Consider the following 16,856-nt stretch of genomic DNA (forward strand, 5'->3'; position numbering starts at 1 on the left):
AAGGAAAGCCAATGATTACCCGTTTGCCTCGGTGGGTTGAATCCGGGGCGTTCGTGTTGGCACTGATCGCCGGCACCATCAATGCGATCGGCTTGTTGGGCTTTGAACACCAAGCCGTCTCACACGTATCAGGCACTGCGACGCAATTTGGCTCGGGGCTGTTTGCGGGCCAGTGGATGCACGTTGTTCAGCTGGGTGGCTTATTGTTGGCCTTTTTCCTTGGTGCTGCGGTGTCCGGCTGCTTATTGCATGGCAGCACGCTAAAGCTGGGCCGCCATTATGACTCGGCACTCTTTGTTGAAGCCGGGTTAATTGTGGTGGCGTTTTATTTTTTGTCGCGCGGCCTTGCCATTGGTCAACTGGCGGCATCGGCGGCTTGTGGCCTGCAAAATGCGATGGCGACCACCTATAGTGGTGCGATTGTACGCTCAACCCATTTAACCGGTATTGTCACCGATTTAGGCTTAATGTTGGGCGGCAAGCTGCGCGGTAACCGCGTTGATAAGCGTAAACTGATGCTGTTTTTACTGATTGCGTCGGGGTTTATTGTTGGCGGCGTGGTAGGGGCGGCGTTATTTGCGCATTTCCACTTTACGGCCTTGTTGTTTCCGGCGGGATTATGCTTCGTGGTGGCACTGTGTTATCGCGCCACCATGACTCGACAACGTTTGAGGTCGGGCAACAATAGCCAATAAATACACAATGTATTAACAATGCGCGTTTTCGAACATGGCGCCTTTGTCTTCTCTGTCTTCTTTGTCTTCTTTTTCACGACCATGCTATCCCTAGGTGTTTTCCTCAAGTGGCGGATAAACGTGGCCTGGTTTCTTGTAGTGCTCATTTGCCGTGTCACCATTCGCGCGCTATCCGCCACTGAAAAGTTTGTCCTAAATCAAACAAGCCGCAGTTTCCTTTTCGCTTTCGCGCATAGTGTGATGTTGTCGCCGTCATTGTTGCACGGGAAATGCCACACTCTGGTTACGATAAAGTAACAAGGAGGCCCCATGCCAACTCGCCATTATATTGAAACGGATGTGGTCATCATTGGTGGCGGTGCGACCGGCACTGGCATCATGCGCGATTGTGCGCTTCGCGGCATCTCGTGCATTTTGCTCGAACGTGACGATATTGCGGCAGGCACTTCGGGTCGCAACCATGGATTGTTGCACTCTGGGGCTCGTTACGCGGTCACGGATACCGAGTCGGCACGCGAATGCATCCAAGAAAACACCATTCTTAAATCCGTGGCGCGTCATTGCGTGGAAGATACCAAGGGGCTGTTTATTACCTTGCCGGAAGACGATCTGGCCTACCAAGACACCTTTATCGCCAGTTGTGATAAAGCCGGTATTCCGACACGAAAACTCACACCGCATGAGGCGCTCGCTCTAGAGCCCAATGCTAACCCGGCGATGATAGGCGCCGTGCAAGTGCCCGATGGCACGGTTGACCCTTTTCGTTTGTGTGCGGCAAATGTGTTAGACGGTAAAGAGCATGGCGGCAAGGTATTTAATCATACCCAAGTCACTGGATTAATTCGCCAAGGCGCGACGGTACAAGGGGTTCATTGTATCCACACTCTTACGGGTGAGCGCTTTTCGATTATGGCCCAGCAAGTGATCAATGCGGCAGGGATTTGGGGCCAGACTATCTGTGAGTATGCCGATCTCAACATCAAAATGTTTCCTGCCAAGGGCTCACTGCTGATCCTCGATTACCGTATTAATAATCGGGTGATCAACCGCTGTCGCAAACCGGCCGATGCGGACATCTTGGTGCCTGGCGATACTATTTCCTTAATTGGTACGACGTCCGAGCATATTGAGTACGACCAAATTGATAAGTTGGCGGTGACGCCACAAGAAGTGGATGTGCTGATGCGCGAGGGCGCCAAGCTGGCTCCCATCATGGCCAATACTCGGGTGTTACGGGCTTATGCAGGCGTACGCCCGTTGGTCTCGGTGGACGATGATGGCAGTGGTCGTAATATCAGCCGCGGCATCGTGTTGCTTGACCACCAAGCGCGCGATGGCCTTGACGGTTTGATCACCATTACCGGTGGCAAACTCATGACCTATCGACTGATGGCCGAGCAAGCCACAGATTTGGTGGCTGAAAAACTGGGTAACCGCAATGCCTGCCAAACCGCGACACGGCCGCTACCGGGCTCTGAGCCCTCCAAAGGGATCAGCAAAGCCAGTGCAAGCTTGGTCAAACCCGTCTATCAATCCGCCTATTATCGCCATGGCGAACGCGTCAGCCATTTCTTGGATGAAAGTGACGACAGCCAAGCGGTGATTTGCGAATGCGAAATGGTGACCAAAGGCGAGGTGAATTATGCCATTCAATCGTTGGATGCAAAAAACATCACTGATTTACGCCGTCGCACCCGTCTTGGAATGGGGCCGTGTCAGGGCGAGTTGTGCAGTTATCGCGCCGCCAGCTTATTCAGTGAGTGCGGAGGATTAGATGGGCAAGCGAGTGCTGGGCTGCTGGTGGACTTTCTTGAAGAGCGCTGGAAGGGCGTCAAGCCTATCTTCTGGGGGGACGCTTTACGCGAAGCCGAATTTAGTTACTGGATTTATCAAGGATTATTTGGCGCCGGTGATGTGCCTAAGTCGTCGAGCGAGGAATCAAAAACGGAAATGAATGAGCAAGTGTCCACTCAAGCTGTCGATCAGGAGGTCTCACAATGATTCACTATGATATTGCGGTGATTGGCGGTGGCATTGCTGGGTATACGGCAGCGATACGTGCATTGGAAGCCGGCAAAAAAACGGTAATGATCAGTGCGGGACAAAGTGCACTGCATTTTTCCTCGGGTTCAATTGATGTACTGGGCCATTTTCCTAATGGTGAGCCGGTTACCCAACCGTTTGAGGCGATTCCCAAATTGGTCCGCCAGCACCCTGAGCACCCTTATGCCAAGGTGAGCCTTGATGAGATCACCGATTCGTTAACCTGGTTCCAACAGCAACTCAGTGCGCAAAAAGTGTGTTTGTATCATCAAGAAGACAACGCCAATCATGGCCGGATCACGCCGCTGGGCACCGTGCGTCCGACGTGGTTATCGCAAGGGCACGTGTATCAACATCGTGGCCCGCGCCGTTTTTCGGGTCTCTGTTTTGCCGCCATTGACGGCTATCGCGATGCGCAACCGACGTTAGCCAAAGACACTATTACCGCGCAGCGTGATTTTGCCTCCTGCCCGAGTCGCACCATCACGCTTTCGATTCCTGGTGCGGAGCGTTTGCGCCGTAACCGCAATGAATTGCGCTCGGTTGATCTGTCACGCTTACTGGCCGAGCCTAACGCCTTTGACAGCCTGTGCGACCAGTTAATCGCGCAATCTGGACCGGATGAGCTCGTGATTTTGCCTGCTATCATTGCCAACGTCGCGGGCGAGCAGGGTATGGATGCACTTAAACAGCGCACCGATCGTTGCTTCCATGAAGTGCCCACCATGCCGCCTTCGTTACTCGGGATTCGAATAGAAGAGGCGCTGCAGCGCGCGTTTGCCAGTGCAGGTGGCATGTTGCTGCGCGGTGATCAAGTCACCAGCGGCGAGTTTGACGACAGCGGCCGCCTCACCGCATTACATACCCGTCAGTTAGAGGATATTCCGTTAACCGCAGAGGCAGTGATCTTGGCGACGGGAAGCTATTTTAGCCGCGGCTTGAATGCGGATCGCACCCAAGTTAGCGAGCCAACACTGGGGTTAGATATGGTACAAAGCCCTGACCGCAGCGAATGGCGCAATGACGACTTTTTCAGCCAGCAAAGTCATCCTTTTATGGCCTTCGGTATTAACACGGATAACCAACTGCGGCCTACCGCGCGCGGAAAACGTTGTCAAAACTTGTTTGTATGTGGGGCAGTACTCAGTGGTTACGATCCCGTATTTGAAGGTTGCGGCGGAGGCGTTGCGGTTGCAACAGGCTACGCCGCGGCACAACGAGCACTTGCCGTGATGGCAAACGCTAAGGAGGCCATATGTTAACTGAATGGCTTAAACAGAGAGAATATCGCGACCATGCACCGCAGCCCACCAGTTTTGACCAGTGTATCAAGTGTACCGTCTGCACTGTGTACTGCCCAGTGTCGAAAGTGAATCCGGCGTATCCGGGCCCCAAAGAGTGTGGGCCGGACGGCGAGCGTCTGCGGATCAAAAATCCAGAGTATTATGACGACCTACTCAAACTATGCACCAACTGCAAACGCTGCGAAACCGCCTGTCCCTCTGGGGTGAAAATTGGTGATATCATTGCCGTGGCACGGGGTAAACATGGCGAGAAAAACATCAATCCTAAGTTGATGCGTGATTACGTGCTCAGCCACACCGATTTATTTGGTACCTTGGCGAACCCGGTGGCACCGATTGTGAATGCGATGACGGATCTAAAACCGGTAAAAGCGGTGATGCATGCCACCATTGGGGTAGATAAACATAAATCCTTGCCTAAGTATTCTTTTGGTACCTTCCGCCGCTGGATGAAAAGCCAAACGGCGGCACAAGCTGAATACCCCAAACAAGTCAGCTATTTTCACGGTTGTTATGTGAATTTTAACAATCCGCAGCTCGGCAAAGACTTGGTCACAGTAATGAATGCGATGGGCTATGGCGTTCAGCTATTAGAGAAACACAAATGCTGTGGTGTCCCCTTAATTGCTAACGGTTTTTATGATAAAGCAAGACGTAATGCCACCGCCAATACCGCGATGATTGCCGATTCTGTTGCCGACGAGCGCCCAGTGATCGCGACGTCATCATCGTGTGCGCTGACACTCAAAGAAGAGTATCCGCATGTATTGGGCGTCGACAATCAGCATGTGGCAGGACAAATTAGCTTCGTGACCCGTTTTTTACTCAAAGCGGCAATGAATGGCGAGATGCCCAAGCTAAAACCCATCAATAAACGGGTGGTGTATCACACTCCTTGTCACTTGGAGCGCAGTGGCAATGCGATGTTCACCATTGAGCTATTGCGGATGATCCCCGGGTTAGACGTGGTTGTGCTCGATAGCGAGTGTTGTGGTTTGGCAGGCACCTATGGCTTTAAAACCGAGAACTATCAAACCTCGATTGCCATCGGTAGTGGTTTGTTTGCTCAGATTAGAGCTGCAGAAGCCGACTTTGCTATCACCGATTGTGAAACCTGCAAATGGCAAATTGAAGAGAACACACCGTTGGAAGCCTTGCATCCGGTCAGTGTGCTGGCGATGGCCGTGGATGGTACGAACCCATAAAAGCGACGACGACCTCGAATAAGACGACCTCGAATAAAAAGCGCCACCGTATGAGGTGGCGCTTTCGTTGGTCGATGAAACCGGTCTAGTGATTCGCTTGTGATGGCGTCGAGGCGGTGGGCTTGCCAACCGGCTCTGCCAGTAAAGACTTCATCACACTGATGGTCATTAAGATCACCAATACACTGATAGGTAATGCAGTCACCATGTTGGCCGTTTGTAAGGCTCTTAAGCCGCCTGCGACCAAAAGCACCGCGGCGACGGCGCCGATCATAGTGCCCCAGAAAACACGGAAGCGTTTCGGCGGATCATCATTGCCCATCGACAGAATGGTGGTGAGCACCAAGGTGCTGGAATCGGACGAGGTAATAAACCAGCTAAACAGCAAAAAGATCATCATGGCGTTCAGTATCCAACCCCAGATACCGCCGCCGGTAATGCCATCGGCTGTGGCGAACAATGCCGCAGGCAAGTCCCAGCCATTCACCAAATCAATGATTCCCGCTGTACCGACACCCGTCTCAGCAACAAGCTCTTGATGCAACGCATTGCCGCCAAAAATGGCCAACCAGGCAAAAATCATCAGCGTTGGCGCGCAAAGCACACAAACTACAAACTCACGCAAGGTACGTCCGCGAGAAATGCGGGCAATAAATAAGCCAATAAAGGGCGCCCAGCCAATCCACCAACCCCAGTAGAAAATGGTCCAGGCATTTTGCCATGCGGCTGGGCCTGGCGTTTCAGGAAACCACAGTCCCATTGGGATAAAACCGACCAAATAGTCACTGAGTGAAGCACCAAAGACGTGGAGCAACCAGGTGGTTGGACCGCCAAATAAGAAGTAAGCGATTACCAATGCCGAGACGATAATGTTCCACTCGGAAATAATGCGGATCCCTTTGCCGACGCCAGACAGAGACGACATGATTGAGGCCACGGAAATCAAAACGATCAGGATAACCTGAGTCATGACACCCGGGTCGATGCCAAATAAGCGATCGAGCCCCACCGCGATCTGACTGACACCTAACCCGAGCGAGGTGGCGACACCGAATACGCAGCCCAGGACACCCAAGATGTCGGTGATATGGCCAATGGGGCCGTAGATCCGATCGCCAATCAGCGGATAAATGGTGGATCGCAGCGCGAGCGGCAGTTTTTTACGGAACGAGAAATACGCCAGCGCGAGGCCAACAATGACGTACACGGCCCAGCCATGAAAGCCCCAGTGAAAGTAAGTAACACGCAGAGCAGCGGCCGCGCGATCAAATCCCATGGTGGTTGCGCCTGCCATATCAGCATATGGGTTGTTGGGGTAGCCGAACGCACCACTTGTATCAAAGTAGAGCGTGGGTTCGGCTACCCCAAAAAACAATATGCCAACACCGACACCGGCGGAAAATAACATCGATAGCCACGAAAAAGTACTAAATTCGGGGCGATCGTCGTCGTCACCCAAACGAATATTACCAAAACGGGTGACTGCAATAATGAAGCTGGCGGCCAATAAGAGAACAAGCACCAACATGTAATACCAACCGAACGTAGACTCTACCCATCCACGAGCAGCAGCAAACACACTGGCTGCTAGGTGCGTGTTAAACCCGGTAAAAAAAACGAAGACGAAAACCAGAAGGGTAGCGGCGATCATCATATTTTTATGAACGCCCTTAAACGGCCCCGTTTGGGTGACGCAATCGGCAAACGGATGCTGCAATGTGCTGGCATTGCTCGCATCCGACGTACTTCGTGCTGACATGAGTAACTCCTTTTTAAACAACAAAACGCGCAACAATTTACGCAAGGTGCGTTTTCTTTGCAAAAAAAAGAGGCTTTTATCACGGTAGTGAAGTACAAAGTGATGAGAAAAGCAGCAAACCGACACGAGCTATCAGCCATCATGGCAGTGATACCGTATAAACTAGCTGAACTGATTTATGAGTAGGAGTAAAACAATGCCCCAACCCGATGTTCGTTCATCGTCAGCGGATCGCACCATGTTGAATTTAGGCTATCTTGGCCTATTACCGTTCGCGGGGGCCCTCGGGGTCAGTTGGACTGGGCTGACAGTTTTTGGCTTAGCTGGCGAACAATTGTTTATTACCTACAGTGCCGTGATTTTAAGCTTTTTATCCGGCGTGTTGTGGGGGAACGGCCTGGATAACACACCTCCTACATTGAGTCGGTATGCGTTGGTACTCAGTAATGTGTTCGCCTTGCTTGCATGGGGCGCATTGGTCAAAGGGGCGACACCTCTATCCCTGACCGTAAGCGTGCTTACGGCAGGTTACTTTTTAGTGTGGCTTACCGAACGGTGGATTCGATATCGCCAACAAAAAAACGATCAGCCAGCGGGGTACCAAACGATGCGCGATCGGCTCACACTTAGTGTGATGGCCTTTCATGCGTTGCTGCTCTTTGCAAATTAATACGTTTAAGCTGGTTCTTTTTTAGTTGGTTTGTTTTTACATAGTTGGCTGAACCTATTACAACTATTGGCCGTATCCGTTACCCTTGGCGCAGAAAAACAATTAATTTAGTGATGGTATTTAAGGGTAATGGGGAATCTATGACAATTATTCAGTATTTGCGGACGGTGTTTATTGCGCTCGGGATTGCAGTCGCCCTGAGTGGCACCTATTTGTTCAGTGAAATTAGCTCAGTTAAAACCCAGTTCAATGACGTTGTCGAGCGCAATGTGCGTTTGCTCAGCACGGTGTCAGATTTACGCTATTACACGGTAACCTACCGCCGTTTTGCGCTCGATTATGGCCTAACCGATGATAAACAAGCGCATCGCGACATCCTGGTGAAAATTAAGCGCAATGACGAATCGGTACGTGGCGCGCTGACGGATATGAAAACGCTGACGGTTCGAGATAGCAACAGCGATGAAGTCACCACCATTGAGACACGTTTGAATGGCTATCGCGAGATGCAAAATGATTATATTCGTCTAATCGATAATGGGCGAATAGACGACGCTCGACGCAAAATGCTTGGGCCAATGTTAGCGCCTTTTGATCAAATAGTGGATAACCTAGCGTCGTTACAAGCTGATCTAGAAGCACAGGCCAATACCATCAAAGCACAAGAGTCTAAGAAAATCGAACAGCTGATTATCATAGGGATAGCGGTAATTGTCGCGCTGATCGTGTTGATGGTTATCGTTGCACTTTTACTCCAAAACCGTATCCGCGGACCATTGTCCTTACTGGTTACGCAAATGCAGCGGGTAGAAAGTGGCGATCTGACGCAACGGCTCGATCTTGCTCAGTTTAACCGTGATGAATTAGGACAGGCCGCCAATACATTCGATCAGATGCAAAGCAGTATCACCCACTTAATTGGTTCGCTGATAAAAGGCACACAGCGGCTACAAACGGTCAGTAACGAGCTTTCGACTCAGGTGACGGATACGGTCAACAGTGTTGAGCAACAGCGTAGTGAGCTATCACAGCTCGCCAGTGCTATGACACAAATGGAGTCAACATTTGGGGAAGTGGCGAGTAATACGGTCGCGGCGGCCGAGCACACTGATAAATCGCGCGAGTATGCCCAGCAAGGTCGAGAAACCTTTGAACAGTCTTACCAGCAAAGCGTGGCCGCGAAAGATCAAGTTAACGAAGCGTCGCAAGTGATTGAAGCGTTAACCGCAGACAGTGAAAATATCGGTAAGGTCTCAGAGGTGATTAGTACCATTGCCGAGCAAACGAATTTACTTGCCCTTAATGCGGCAATTGAAGCGGCGCGCGCCGGCGAAGCAGGTCGCGGTTTTGCTGTGGTCGCTGATGAAGTGCGCGGTTTGGCAACCAAGACGCAGTCATCAACCGATGAGATTAATCAAATCATCGAAGGGCTGCAAACCAAAGCGCGTCAGGCCTATCAGGTGATGAGTGACAGCCAAACATTAACCCAAAAAGGATTGGATGACGCCAAACGCGCGGCAGAGGCGATTGAGACCATCAATGCGTCAACGCAGCAGGTGTCAGAAATGACAGGGGCGATTGCGACGGCGACCGAAGAACAAACCACTGCCGCCGCTGATTTAAACCAAAACGTTGCAGCAATTCACCGTGCGGCGGAGTCTTTGGCTGAAACGGCAGAGCAAACGCGCCAAGCGTACGAGCGGTTAGAAAAAGAAAACGCGAGTATGAGTGAGCAGGCTCAAGCGTTTAGACTATAAACCGAAAAGCCAAGGCTCATTGTGAGAGCCGTGTTAACAACAAAAGATGCGCCTAAGTGGCGCATTTTTTATCGAAATAAATACAGAGAGAGAAAGTAATTCACATTTTGGTTGATAGCACGCAAAACGGCAGCAAGCCCGGCGTCGCTGTTTTCGGTCACATCCCAGGGAATAAATTTGCCGTAGCTTGGCAATGGCAGGCCCGATTGTACCGATGCGGGATTCAGAGCAATTAAATAATCGACATAGTCGAGTGTCAGCGCATCCAATGGCGCCGGCGCCAGATCGTAAGTCGATATTTGAAACTGGATCAGCGCTTGTGCGGCCTTATCGGTGCTCATGGTTTGCGTTGTGTGATAACAGTGCACATCAAAAAAACTGTTCGCTTTGCTTTTCATCATTGCGGCTGCCATTAACGACGCGCCGTATTTTCCATCACACAAAAAGAGTACCAATGGCTTGGCATCAGTGTTCAACCGTGTGTCCTCATTGTGGTTAGCATCTGTCATTGCCTTCTTTATCCAAATTGTTCGCAGCTAACATCTCAATTGTGATGTTATCTCGCTGCTATGTTATCGATGTTTCATCTATCCTAGCCACTTCCGCGCGCAGCGCTAGCGCACCTTGAGCAACTTTTGAGTGTGCTACCAATGCCTCTGGCTGTCATCAAACCTTCATCATTGCATAAAGGAACTGTCACTTTGTGCGCTTAATGTGTCTCCCCGTTAACCGAGTTCTTCGTTATGTGTAGATAAATTGATTTACACAGCACTAACTTAAATAATCGACTTGGAGGTTGATGTGAAACTTAAAGCTCTCTTTGCAGCGACGACAGTATCAATGGCCGTGCTGGCCTCAGGTAGCGCAACGGCTGCAAGCCGTGACTACATTAGCATCGTTGGCTCTTCTACTGTTTACCCTTTTGCTACTGTTGTTGCTGAGCGCTTCGGTCGCACGTCGCAATATTCAGTACCAAAAATCGAATCGACTGGCTCAGGCGGTGGACTTAAGTTGTTCTGTGCGGGCGTCGGTGAAAACACCCCAGATGTGACTAACGCATCACGTAAAATCAAAAGCTCGGAAATTGAACGCTGTCAGTCAAATGGCGTCGACGAGATTGTCGAAATCAAAGTCGGTTATGACGGTATCGCTATCGCAAACTCGAAAGTATCGCAACAGTATGATCTCACCCTAAAAGATATCTACACCGCACTCGCTAAAACCGTCCCAGACGCTAACGGCAACTTTATCGACAACCCCAATGACACGTGGAAAGACGTGAACCCATCACTGCCTAACACCAAAATCGAGGTGCTAGGTCCACCACCAACATCAGGGACACGTGATGCGTTTGTTGAGCTAGCCATGGAAGCGGGCTGCTCCGAGTATCCCGAAGTCGCAGCACTTGAAGACAGTAACGAAGACAAATTCAAAGCGATTTGTCACGGCATGCGCGAAGACGGTGCTTTCATCGAAGCCGGTGAAAACGATAACTTGATTGTGCAAAAGCTTGAAGCAAACCCAGATGCGCTTGGCATCTTCGGTTACAGCTTCCTTGAGCAAAACGCAGACAAAGTACAAGGCTCTAAAATCTCGGGTGTTCTGCCAACATTTGATGCCATTGGTACCGGCGAGTATCCCGTATCACGTTCACTGTATTTCTACGTTAAAAAAGCGCATGAGAACGTGATTCCTGGCCTGACCGATTATGTGAAAGCGTTCACCTCAGAAGAAGCAATGGGCAGCATGGGATATCTCGCTGACCGTGGCCTTATTCCACTGGGTGAAAACGAGTGGCAACAAGTACGCAGTGCTGCCGTCGATTTAAAACCAAACTTGTAAGCGCATTGTGAATACGAAAGGGTGGTACGTGTCACGTACCCCCTTTATTCGTGTTCAGGAGGAACAATGACAACACCCATGCTGATGACCGTGATTGCTATTATTGCAATTTCCGGCTTTTTTATTGCTCGAACGCGTTCTATTAAGCTTGCCAACATGGCTGGTGGCTTGAGCAAACTGCATTCTCGACCTAACTATTACGGCTCATATGTCGCCATTTTGGCGGCGATTCCGGCACTGGTTCTTTTATTGTTGTGGCAAGCGGTAGAACCGAACTTGATCCACAGTTTGGTGATGGCACAAATTTCCGATACGTACGTCACGCAGTTCGGCAATGCGGATTTGTTATACAGTCAAATCGGTAATATTGCTCGTGGCATCACCCAAACTGACGATGCTGTCTTGTTGGCTGCGGCGGACCATTATCAAACCCTGAACCATTTAGGGACCACATTACGATTCACCGCAATGACTGCACTTGCGTTGGCGGGATTAGCCTTTGGCTGGCGCTCGCTACGACTGCGTTTACGTGCCCGCAATCGGGTCGAAAACGTGATGCAGGGCTTTTTATTGTTCTGCTCAACCCTCGCAATCTTAACCACATTCGGCATTGTGCTCTCAGTGTTGTTTGAAGCGATGCGATTTTTCCAAATGATCCCCGTGACCGAGTTCATCTTTGGCACCGAATGGTCGCCACAGATTGCACTGCGTGCAGATCAACAAGCCTCGAGTGGTTCTTTTGGTGCGATCCCGCTATTTACCGGCACTTTGATGATTTCATTCATCGCCATGTGTATCGCGGCACCGGTTGGGTTGATGAGTGCCATTTACTTGGCCGAATACGCGTCGCCCCGTGTTCGCGGCATTGTTAAGCCTATTTTAGAGATCCTTGCGGGGATCCCGACAGTGGTTTACGGCTTTTTCGCAGCGTTAGTTGCGGCGCCATTTATTCGTGATGTTGCTCATGCGATCGGCTTTACCAGTGCATCGTCAGAAAGTGCACTCGCAGCTGGTGCGGTGATGGGCATTATGATCATTCCGTTTGTCTCCTCGCTGTCCGATGATGTGATATCCGCCGTGCCTCAGTCACTGCGTGATGGTTCATTAGGGCTAGGCGCTACCCCCTCTGAAACCGTGCGTCAGGTTGTGATTCCTGCCGCGTTACCAGGCATTGTCGGTGGTTTATTGCTGGCGGTATCACGCGCAATTGGTGAAACCATGATCGTGGTGATGGCGGCGGGATTATCGTCTAACTTAACGGCGAACCCCTTGGAATCGGTGACCACAGTCACGGTTCAAATCGTGACATTGTTGGTCGGTGACCAAGAGTTCGATAGCCCTAAAACGCTGGCTGCATTTGCTTTGGGCCTCACGCTGTTTGTTGTGACGCTAGCGCTCAACTTCGTGGCGCTACGCATCGTGAAAAAATATCGAGAACAATATGACTGATAAAATCGAAAAAATTGCGCAAGAGAAGCGTGCTAGGGTAAAAGCAGGCCTTGCGAAACGTCGCGGAAAAGAAAAGCGTTTCCGCTGGTATGGTATGACATCGATTTTTCTCGCCTTCACCTTTTTGGTATTGCTGATTGGGTCGATTGTCTCCCAAGGGTATACGGCGTTTTACACCACCGAAATCCGTTTAACGGTTGATCTCAGTGAGCAAAGCTTGGGCATTGAGGGAAAACCACTGAACGATGAAACATTGGAGTACCTCAGTTATCGTTCGGTATTGGCGAAGGCCATATTTAATGCGATGCCAGAGGTGACCTCGCGGGGCGATAAACGTGATCTATTTCGCTTTATCTCTACGGGCGCGGAATATGATTTGCGTGACCGTGTTGCCGCAAACCCCGATCTGGTCGGACAAAAGATTGAGATTTGGGCATTGGCGGGTGATAACGTCAACCAATTCAACAAAGGCAACATCGACGGCAAACTCCCAGAGTCAAATCGTCAGTTTAAAGACAAGCACATAAACTGGTTTAACCAACTGGAGGATGATAATCGCGTGCGCACCGTGTTCAACACGCGCTTCTTCACCAATGGTGATAGCCGTGATGCTGAATTAGCGGGCATTTGGGGCGCGACTGTTGGGTCTTTCTACACCTTGTTGGTAACACTGGCGTTGAGTTTCCCGATTGGTGTAGCAGCCGCGATTTACTTGGAAGAGTTTGCGCCACGTAATCGCATTACCGAAATTATTGAAATTAACATTAACAACTTAGCAGCCGTGCCCTCGATTGTGTTTGGCTTGCTGGGTCTGGCTGTTTTCTTGAACTTTGCTGATCTGCCACGCTCGGCGCCAGTCGTTGGTGGCTTAGTGCTCACGCTCATGACATTACCGACGATTATTATATCGAGTCGTTCGGCGATTAAAGCGGTTCCGCCCTCGGTACGTGATGCGGCTTTGGGTGTGGGTGCATCTAAGATGCAAATGGTGCTTCACCACGTCTTGCCATTGGCGATGCCAGGCATGTTAACCGGTACCATTATCGGGATGGCACAAGCACTCGGAGAAACGGCACCGCTACTGATGATCGGGATGATCGCGTTTATCGTTGATGTGCCATCCGGTCCGCTTGATGCGGCCACAGCGTTACCCGTGCAAATCTATTTATGGGCAGAGAATCCTGAAAAGGGCTTTGTCGAAAACACCTCAGGCGCAATCATGGTACTGCTGGCATTCTTAGCCTTTATGAATGCCTGTGCGGTGATTATGCGTAAGCGTCTCGAGCGACGCTGGTAAGTCGGGAGAGAGAATCATGACGACGACAACAATGAACAACCTAACCATGACTGAAGATGTAGTGGAAGCCGCACCACAAAGCACACAAGCACCGAGTGAAACCTGTGGTATTCCGTTTGTTGATATGCCACGCATGACAGCACGAAATGTGTTCGTTAATTATGACAACGGGTCTAAGCCGGCGATTAAAAATGTGAGCCTTGATATCGGCGAGAAAGAAGTGCTTGCGATGATTGGGCCATCAGGCTGTGGTAAATCGACGTTCTTGCGTTGCTTAAATCGTATGAATGATACGATCCCGGGCTGTGAGGTGACGGGGGACATCATTTTGGGAGACACTGACATTTACCACCGTGAGAGTGAAATTGTCGAATTGCGCTCACAAGTCGGCATGGTGTTCCAACGTCCTAATCCGTTTCCTAAATCCGTGTATGACAACGTTGCTTATGGCCCGCGTATTCACGGCTTAGTCGACAGTAAAACTGACTTGGATGAACTGGTGGAGCAATCGCTAACACGTGCCGGTTTGTGGAATGAGGTCAAAGATCGTCTGGATCAGCCGGCAACCGGCTTGTCTGGTGGTCAGCAACAGCGACTTTGTATTGCACGTACTATTGCGGTCGCACCGGAAGTTATTTTGATGGATGAGCCGTGTTCAGCCCTCGATCCGATTGCCACTGGGGTGATTGAAGAGCTGATCTCGGATTTGAAGAAGAACTTCAGCATTGTGATTGTGACGCATTCCATGCAGCAAGCAGCTCGTGTGTCTGATCGCACCGCTTATTTCCATCTTGGTAGCTTGGTCGAAGTTAACACAACACAAAAAGTGTTTAATGATCCTGAGCATAAGCTGACGTCTGACTATATCAATGGTCGTTTTGGTTAAATAAGCAACGGGGTGGCAGAGGGGAAACCTATTCAAATAGGTGTTTGCTGATAATTTCAGCACTTAAGCGCGAGAAAGTAAAAACACACTTTACATCGCACTGAGTAGCCTCTACTATACGCCCCGTTCCGGAGAGATGGCTGAGTGGTTGAAAGCACCGGTCTTGAAAACCGGCAAGGGTTAATAGCCCTTCTAGGGTTCAAATCCCTATCTCTCCGCCACATACTAAAAAGCCGCTGCTCAGTCAGCGGCTTTTTTGCGTTTATATCCCCCCCATAACTCCCCAAACCCTGACTGCGCCAACATTTTAGGCGATTATGCCTAAACAGCTATTCTGCACTCTGGTACGCTAACTCTTATATTTCTGTCCCTTACATGGCCTTTTGGACGCCGCCAACCGAAGGGCGGTAGCGTGGAACGCAACAAAAGCACCCACATGGATGCACGCTTTCTCATGACTGATTCACACTTTCCCTAGGCGAAAAAATAAAAAACACGAATAATCAATCGGTTAAAAGTACAAGCGCGGGGATAATGTGAATACCTCAACCGGGATAGGCGGCATGCATACTATCACCGAAGAGAGCTTGATGAGATAGATGGAAAAACTGCATGCGTATCATGACGTTATGGATAAAACAGGGCGTATAACGATTTTGACAAATCGAGCACGCGCACTAATACAATGTTAGCCTTACAAGGGGGATTGTAGTTTGGCAACAAAGAAAAAATTCGGTAAATGTTAGTCATGAGCATGCGAAGCCAATATTGAAGTTTCTATTTAGTAACTATGACTCTCGGCATAAGGATGATAGTGCTTTAAACAGCCATCCATTTACCCCTCACCACCTGTATCCAGAGCTTAGCGAAGAATTAGTTGAACTAATCAATACGATTAAGGACAAGCATAACTTAGCGGAGACTAACCAAACTGTTTTAGGCACTGTTTTGAATGGTTTTGTCAAAAATGACCTGCTTAAGAGTGATGATTGCGTGGTTTTTAACTTTACGCCCCGTGGCTATAAATTTTCGTTGAAGTACAGCAGTACTTTCCGTTATTTATGGAAATATCATCCAGCAACTTTATGGGCTGTACTTTCATGTATTATCGGAGGGGCGGGCATAATCGCTACGTTGACACAGTAAGGCTAACAAGAAATTCAAGTTGATTCGCAACGCTCGGCGCTTTCGGTTTCAATCAGTTTGGTGTTTCCGGTGGAGTGTTTGGGTAAGGTGGCAGCGTTGCTCACAACTTAATTGGGCGTTATGTTTACTCGGATAAAGTTCAAATCGGAGAATGTTGTGAATTTAGAAAGTATTCATCATGTAGCGATTATTTGCTCAGATTATCAACGATCTAAGTCATTTTATACTGAAATATTAGGTCTCAAGATCCTTGCCGAAAATTATCGAGAAAGCCGAGATTCATACAAATTAGATTTAGCGTTACCAAATGGTGGACAAATTGAGCTGTTTTCTTTTCCAGAGCCACCGTCCAGATTAAGTAACCCAGAAGCTCAAGGTTTAAGGCATTTGGCGTTTGTTGTTAACTCGGTGGAATCGACAGCTAACGAGTTACAATCACACGGAATTGATGTTGAGCCAATTCGAGTTGATGAATTTACAGGTAAACGATTTACCTTTTTTAAAGACCCAGATGGTTTACCCTTAGAGTTGTACGAAAAATAAACATAACAAACAGAAGGAGCTAGCACCGACTCTCGTGTGCTAGCATCTGTAGGTAGGTGGAGTCTAGCCTATGTCACTTTATGACAAACAGAAGCATATAAAGAATCAGGAAGATACAATGTTAGTTGCTTCGGATTCTTGGTTGACAGTTAAATTTTCCCAAGAAGCAGCAAAGTCTTGGAAACGTATTCTCGTACTATTCGTTCTTGCAATTCTATGTTTGTTCGCACCAGCATTGGGTTTGATTATATCAACCATAA

14 protein-coding genes and 1 tRNA gene are annotated in these 16,856 nt (G+C 49.5%); 13 read left to right on the forward strand and 2 right to left on the reverse strand.

Annotation, left to right across the window (positions count from 1 at the left end; all coding sequences use genetic code 11):
• Nucleotides 1-11 precede the first annotated feature (11 nt).
• The 4 genes from BZG80_RS05255 (at nt 12) to glpC (ending at nt 5,247) form a co-directional block, all read left to right on the forward strand.
• A complete protein-coding gene (locus BZG80_RS05255) occupies nt 12-695 on the forward strand; it encodes a YoaK family protein (RefSeq protein WP_077646627.1) in 684 nt (227 codons plus the stop codon).
• 309 nt (nt 696-1,004) lie between these two features.
• On the forward strand, nt 1,005-2,696 hold the full coding sequence (gene glpA, locus BZG80_RS05265; protein ID WP_077486923.1) for an anaerobic glycerol-3-phosphate dehydrogenase subunit A: 1,692 nt from the start codon (nt 1,005-1,007) through the stop codon (nt 2,694-2,696).
• Nucleotides 2,693-4,000, forward strand: a complete 1,308-nt coding sequence (gene glpB / locus BZG80_RS05270; protein WP_077678892.1) for a glycerol-3-phosphate dehydrogenase subunit GlpB — start codon at nt 2,693-2,695, stop codon at nt 3,998-4,000. Before glpA ends, glpB begins: the two co-directional genes overlap by 4 nt.
• Nucleotides 3,994-5,247 carry an anaerobic glycerol-3-phosphate dehydrogenase subunit GlpC gene (gene glpC, locus BZG80_RS05275; RefSeq protein ID WP_077678893.1) on the forward strand — a complete coding sequence of 418 codons (1,254 nt, stop codon included), beginning with the start codon at nt 3,994-3,996 and terminating at the stop codon, nt 5,245-5,247. Before glpB ends, glpC begins: the two co-directional genes overlap by 7 nt.
• Before the next feature lie 85 nt (nt 5,248-5,332).
• On the opposite strand, the gene BZG80_RS05280 is transcribed toward glpC, so the two are convergent.
• The gene (locus BZG80_RS05280) at nt 5,333-7,006 is read right to left on the reverse strand and encodes a BCCT family transporter (RefSeq protein WP_077678894.1); all 1,674 of its coding nucleotides are present in this window, start codon (nt 7,004-7,006) and stop codon (nt 5,333-5,335) included.
• 196 nt (nt 7,007-7,202) lie between these two features.
• On the opposite strand from BZG80_RS05280, the gene BZG80_RS05285 reads away from it, so the two are divergent.
• A complete protein-coding gene (locus BZG80_RS05285; protein ID WP_241833860.1) occupies nt 7,203-7,676 on the forward strand; it encodes a DUF3429 domain-containing protein in 474 nt (157 codons plus the stop codon).
• A 140-nt stretch (nt 7,677-7,816) separates the two neighbouring features.
• Nucleotides 7,817-9,433 carry a methyl-accepting chemotaxis protein gene (locus tag BZG80_RS05290; RefSeq protein WP_198532921.1) on the forward strand — a complete coding sequence of 539 codons (1,617 nt, stop codon included), beginning with the start codon at nt 7,817-7,819 and terminating at the stop codon, nt 9,431-9,433.
• A 68-nt stretch (nt 9,434-9,501) separates the two neighbouring features.
• Here the strand turns inward: BZG80_RS05290 and BZG80_RS05295 are convergent, their stop codons facing one another.
• Nucleotides 9,502-9,942: a hypothetical protein gene (locus BZG80_RS05295; protein WP_021023116.1), complete on the reverse strand. Its 441-nt coding sequence runs from the start codon at nt 9,940-9,942 to the stop codon at nt 9,502-9,504.
• Nucleotides 9,943-10,234: 292 nt separating this feature from the next.
• Between BZG80_RS05295 and BZG80_RS05300 the strand changes: the two genes are divergently transcribed.
• The 7 genes from BZG80_RS05300 (at nt 10,235) to gloA2 (ending at nt 16,596) form a co-directional block, all read left to right on the forward strand.
• Entirely contained in the window at nt 10,235-11,275 is a 1,041-nt protein-coding gene (locus BZG80_RS05300; protein ID WP_077461247.1) for a substrate-binding domain-containing protein, read from the forward strand.
• A 66-nt stretch (nt 11,276-11,341) separates the two neighbouring features.
• Nucleotides 11,342-12,724, forward strand: a complete 1,383-nt coding sequence (pstC, locus tag BZG80_RS05305) for a phosphate ABC transporter permease subunit PstC (RefSeq protein WP_021023114.1) — start codon at nt 11,342-11,344, stop codon at nt 12,722-12,724.
• Nucleotides 12,717-14,021, forward strand: a complete 1,305-nt coding sequence (pstA, locus tag BZG80_RS05310; protein WP_077576674.1) for a phosphate ABC transporter permease PstA — start codon at nt 12,717-12,719, stop codon at nt 14,019-14,021. Before pstC ends, pstA begins: the two co-directional genes overlap by 8 nt.
• A 133-nt stretch (nt 14,022-14,154) precedes the next feature.
• Nucleotides 14,155-14,907 (forward strand): phosphate ABC transporter ATP-binding protein PstB, encoded by a 753-nt coding sequence (gene pstB, locus BZG80_RS05315; RefSeq protein WP_443216191.1) that lies wholly within the window; start codon nt 14,155-14,157, stop codon nt 14,905-14,907.
• A gap of 130 nt (nt 14,908-15,037) precedes the next feature.
• Nucleotides 15,038-15,128: transfer RNA gene (locus tag BZG80_RS05320), tRNA-Ser, on the forward strand.
• A 547-nt stretch (nt 15,129-15,675) separates the two neighbouring features.
• Nucleotides 15,676-16,053 carry a hypothetical protein gene (locus tag BZG80_RS05325; RefSeq protein ID WP_241833861.1) on the forward strand — a complete coding sequence of 126 codons (378 nt, stop codon included), beginning with the start codon at nt 15,676-15,678 and terminating at the stop codon, nt 16,051-16,053.
• A 156-nt stretch (nt 16,054-16,209) separates the two neighbouring features.
• Nucleotides 16,210-16,596: an SMU1112c/YaeR family gloxylase I-like metalloprotein gene (gene gloA2 / locus BZG80_RS05330; protein ID WP_040904977.1), complete on the forward strand. Its 387-nt coding sequence runs from the start codon at nt 16,210-16,212 to the stop codon at nt 16,594-16,596.
• The last annotated feature ends 260 nt before the right edge of the window (nt 16,597-16,856 follow it).

The organism is Salinivibrio sp. MA440 (assembly GCF_001996265.1).
GTDB classification, from domain to species: Bacteria; Pseudomonadota; Gammaproteobacteria; order Enterobacterales; family Vibrionaceae; genus Salinivibrio; species Salinivibrio costicola.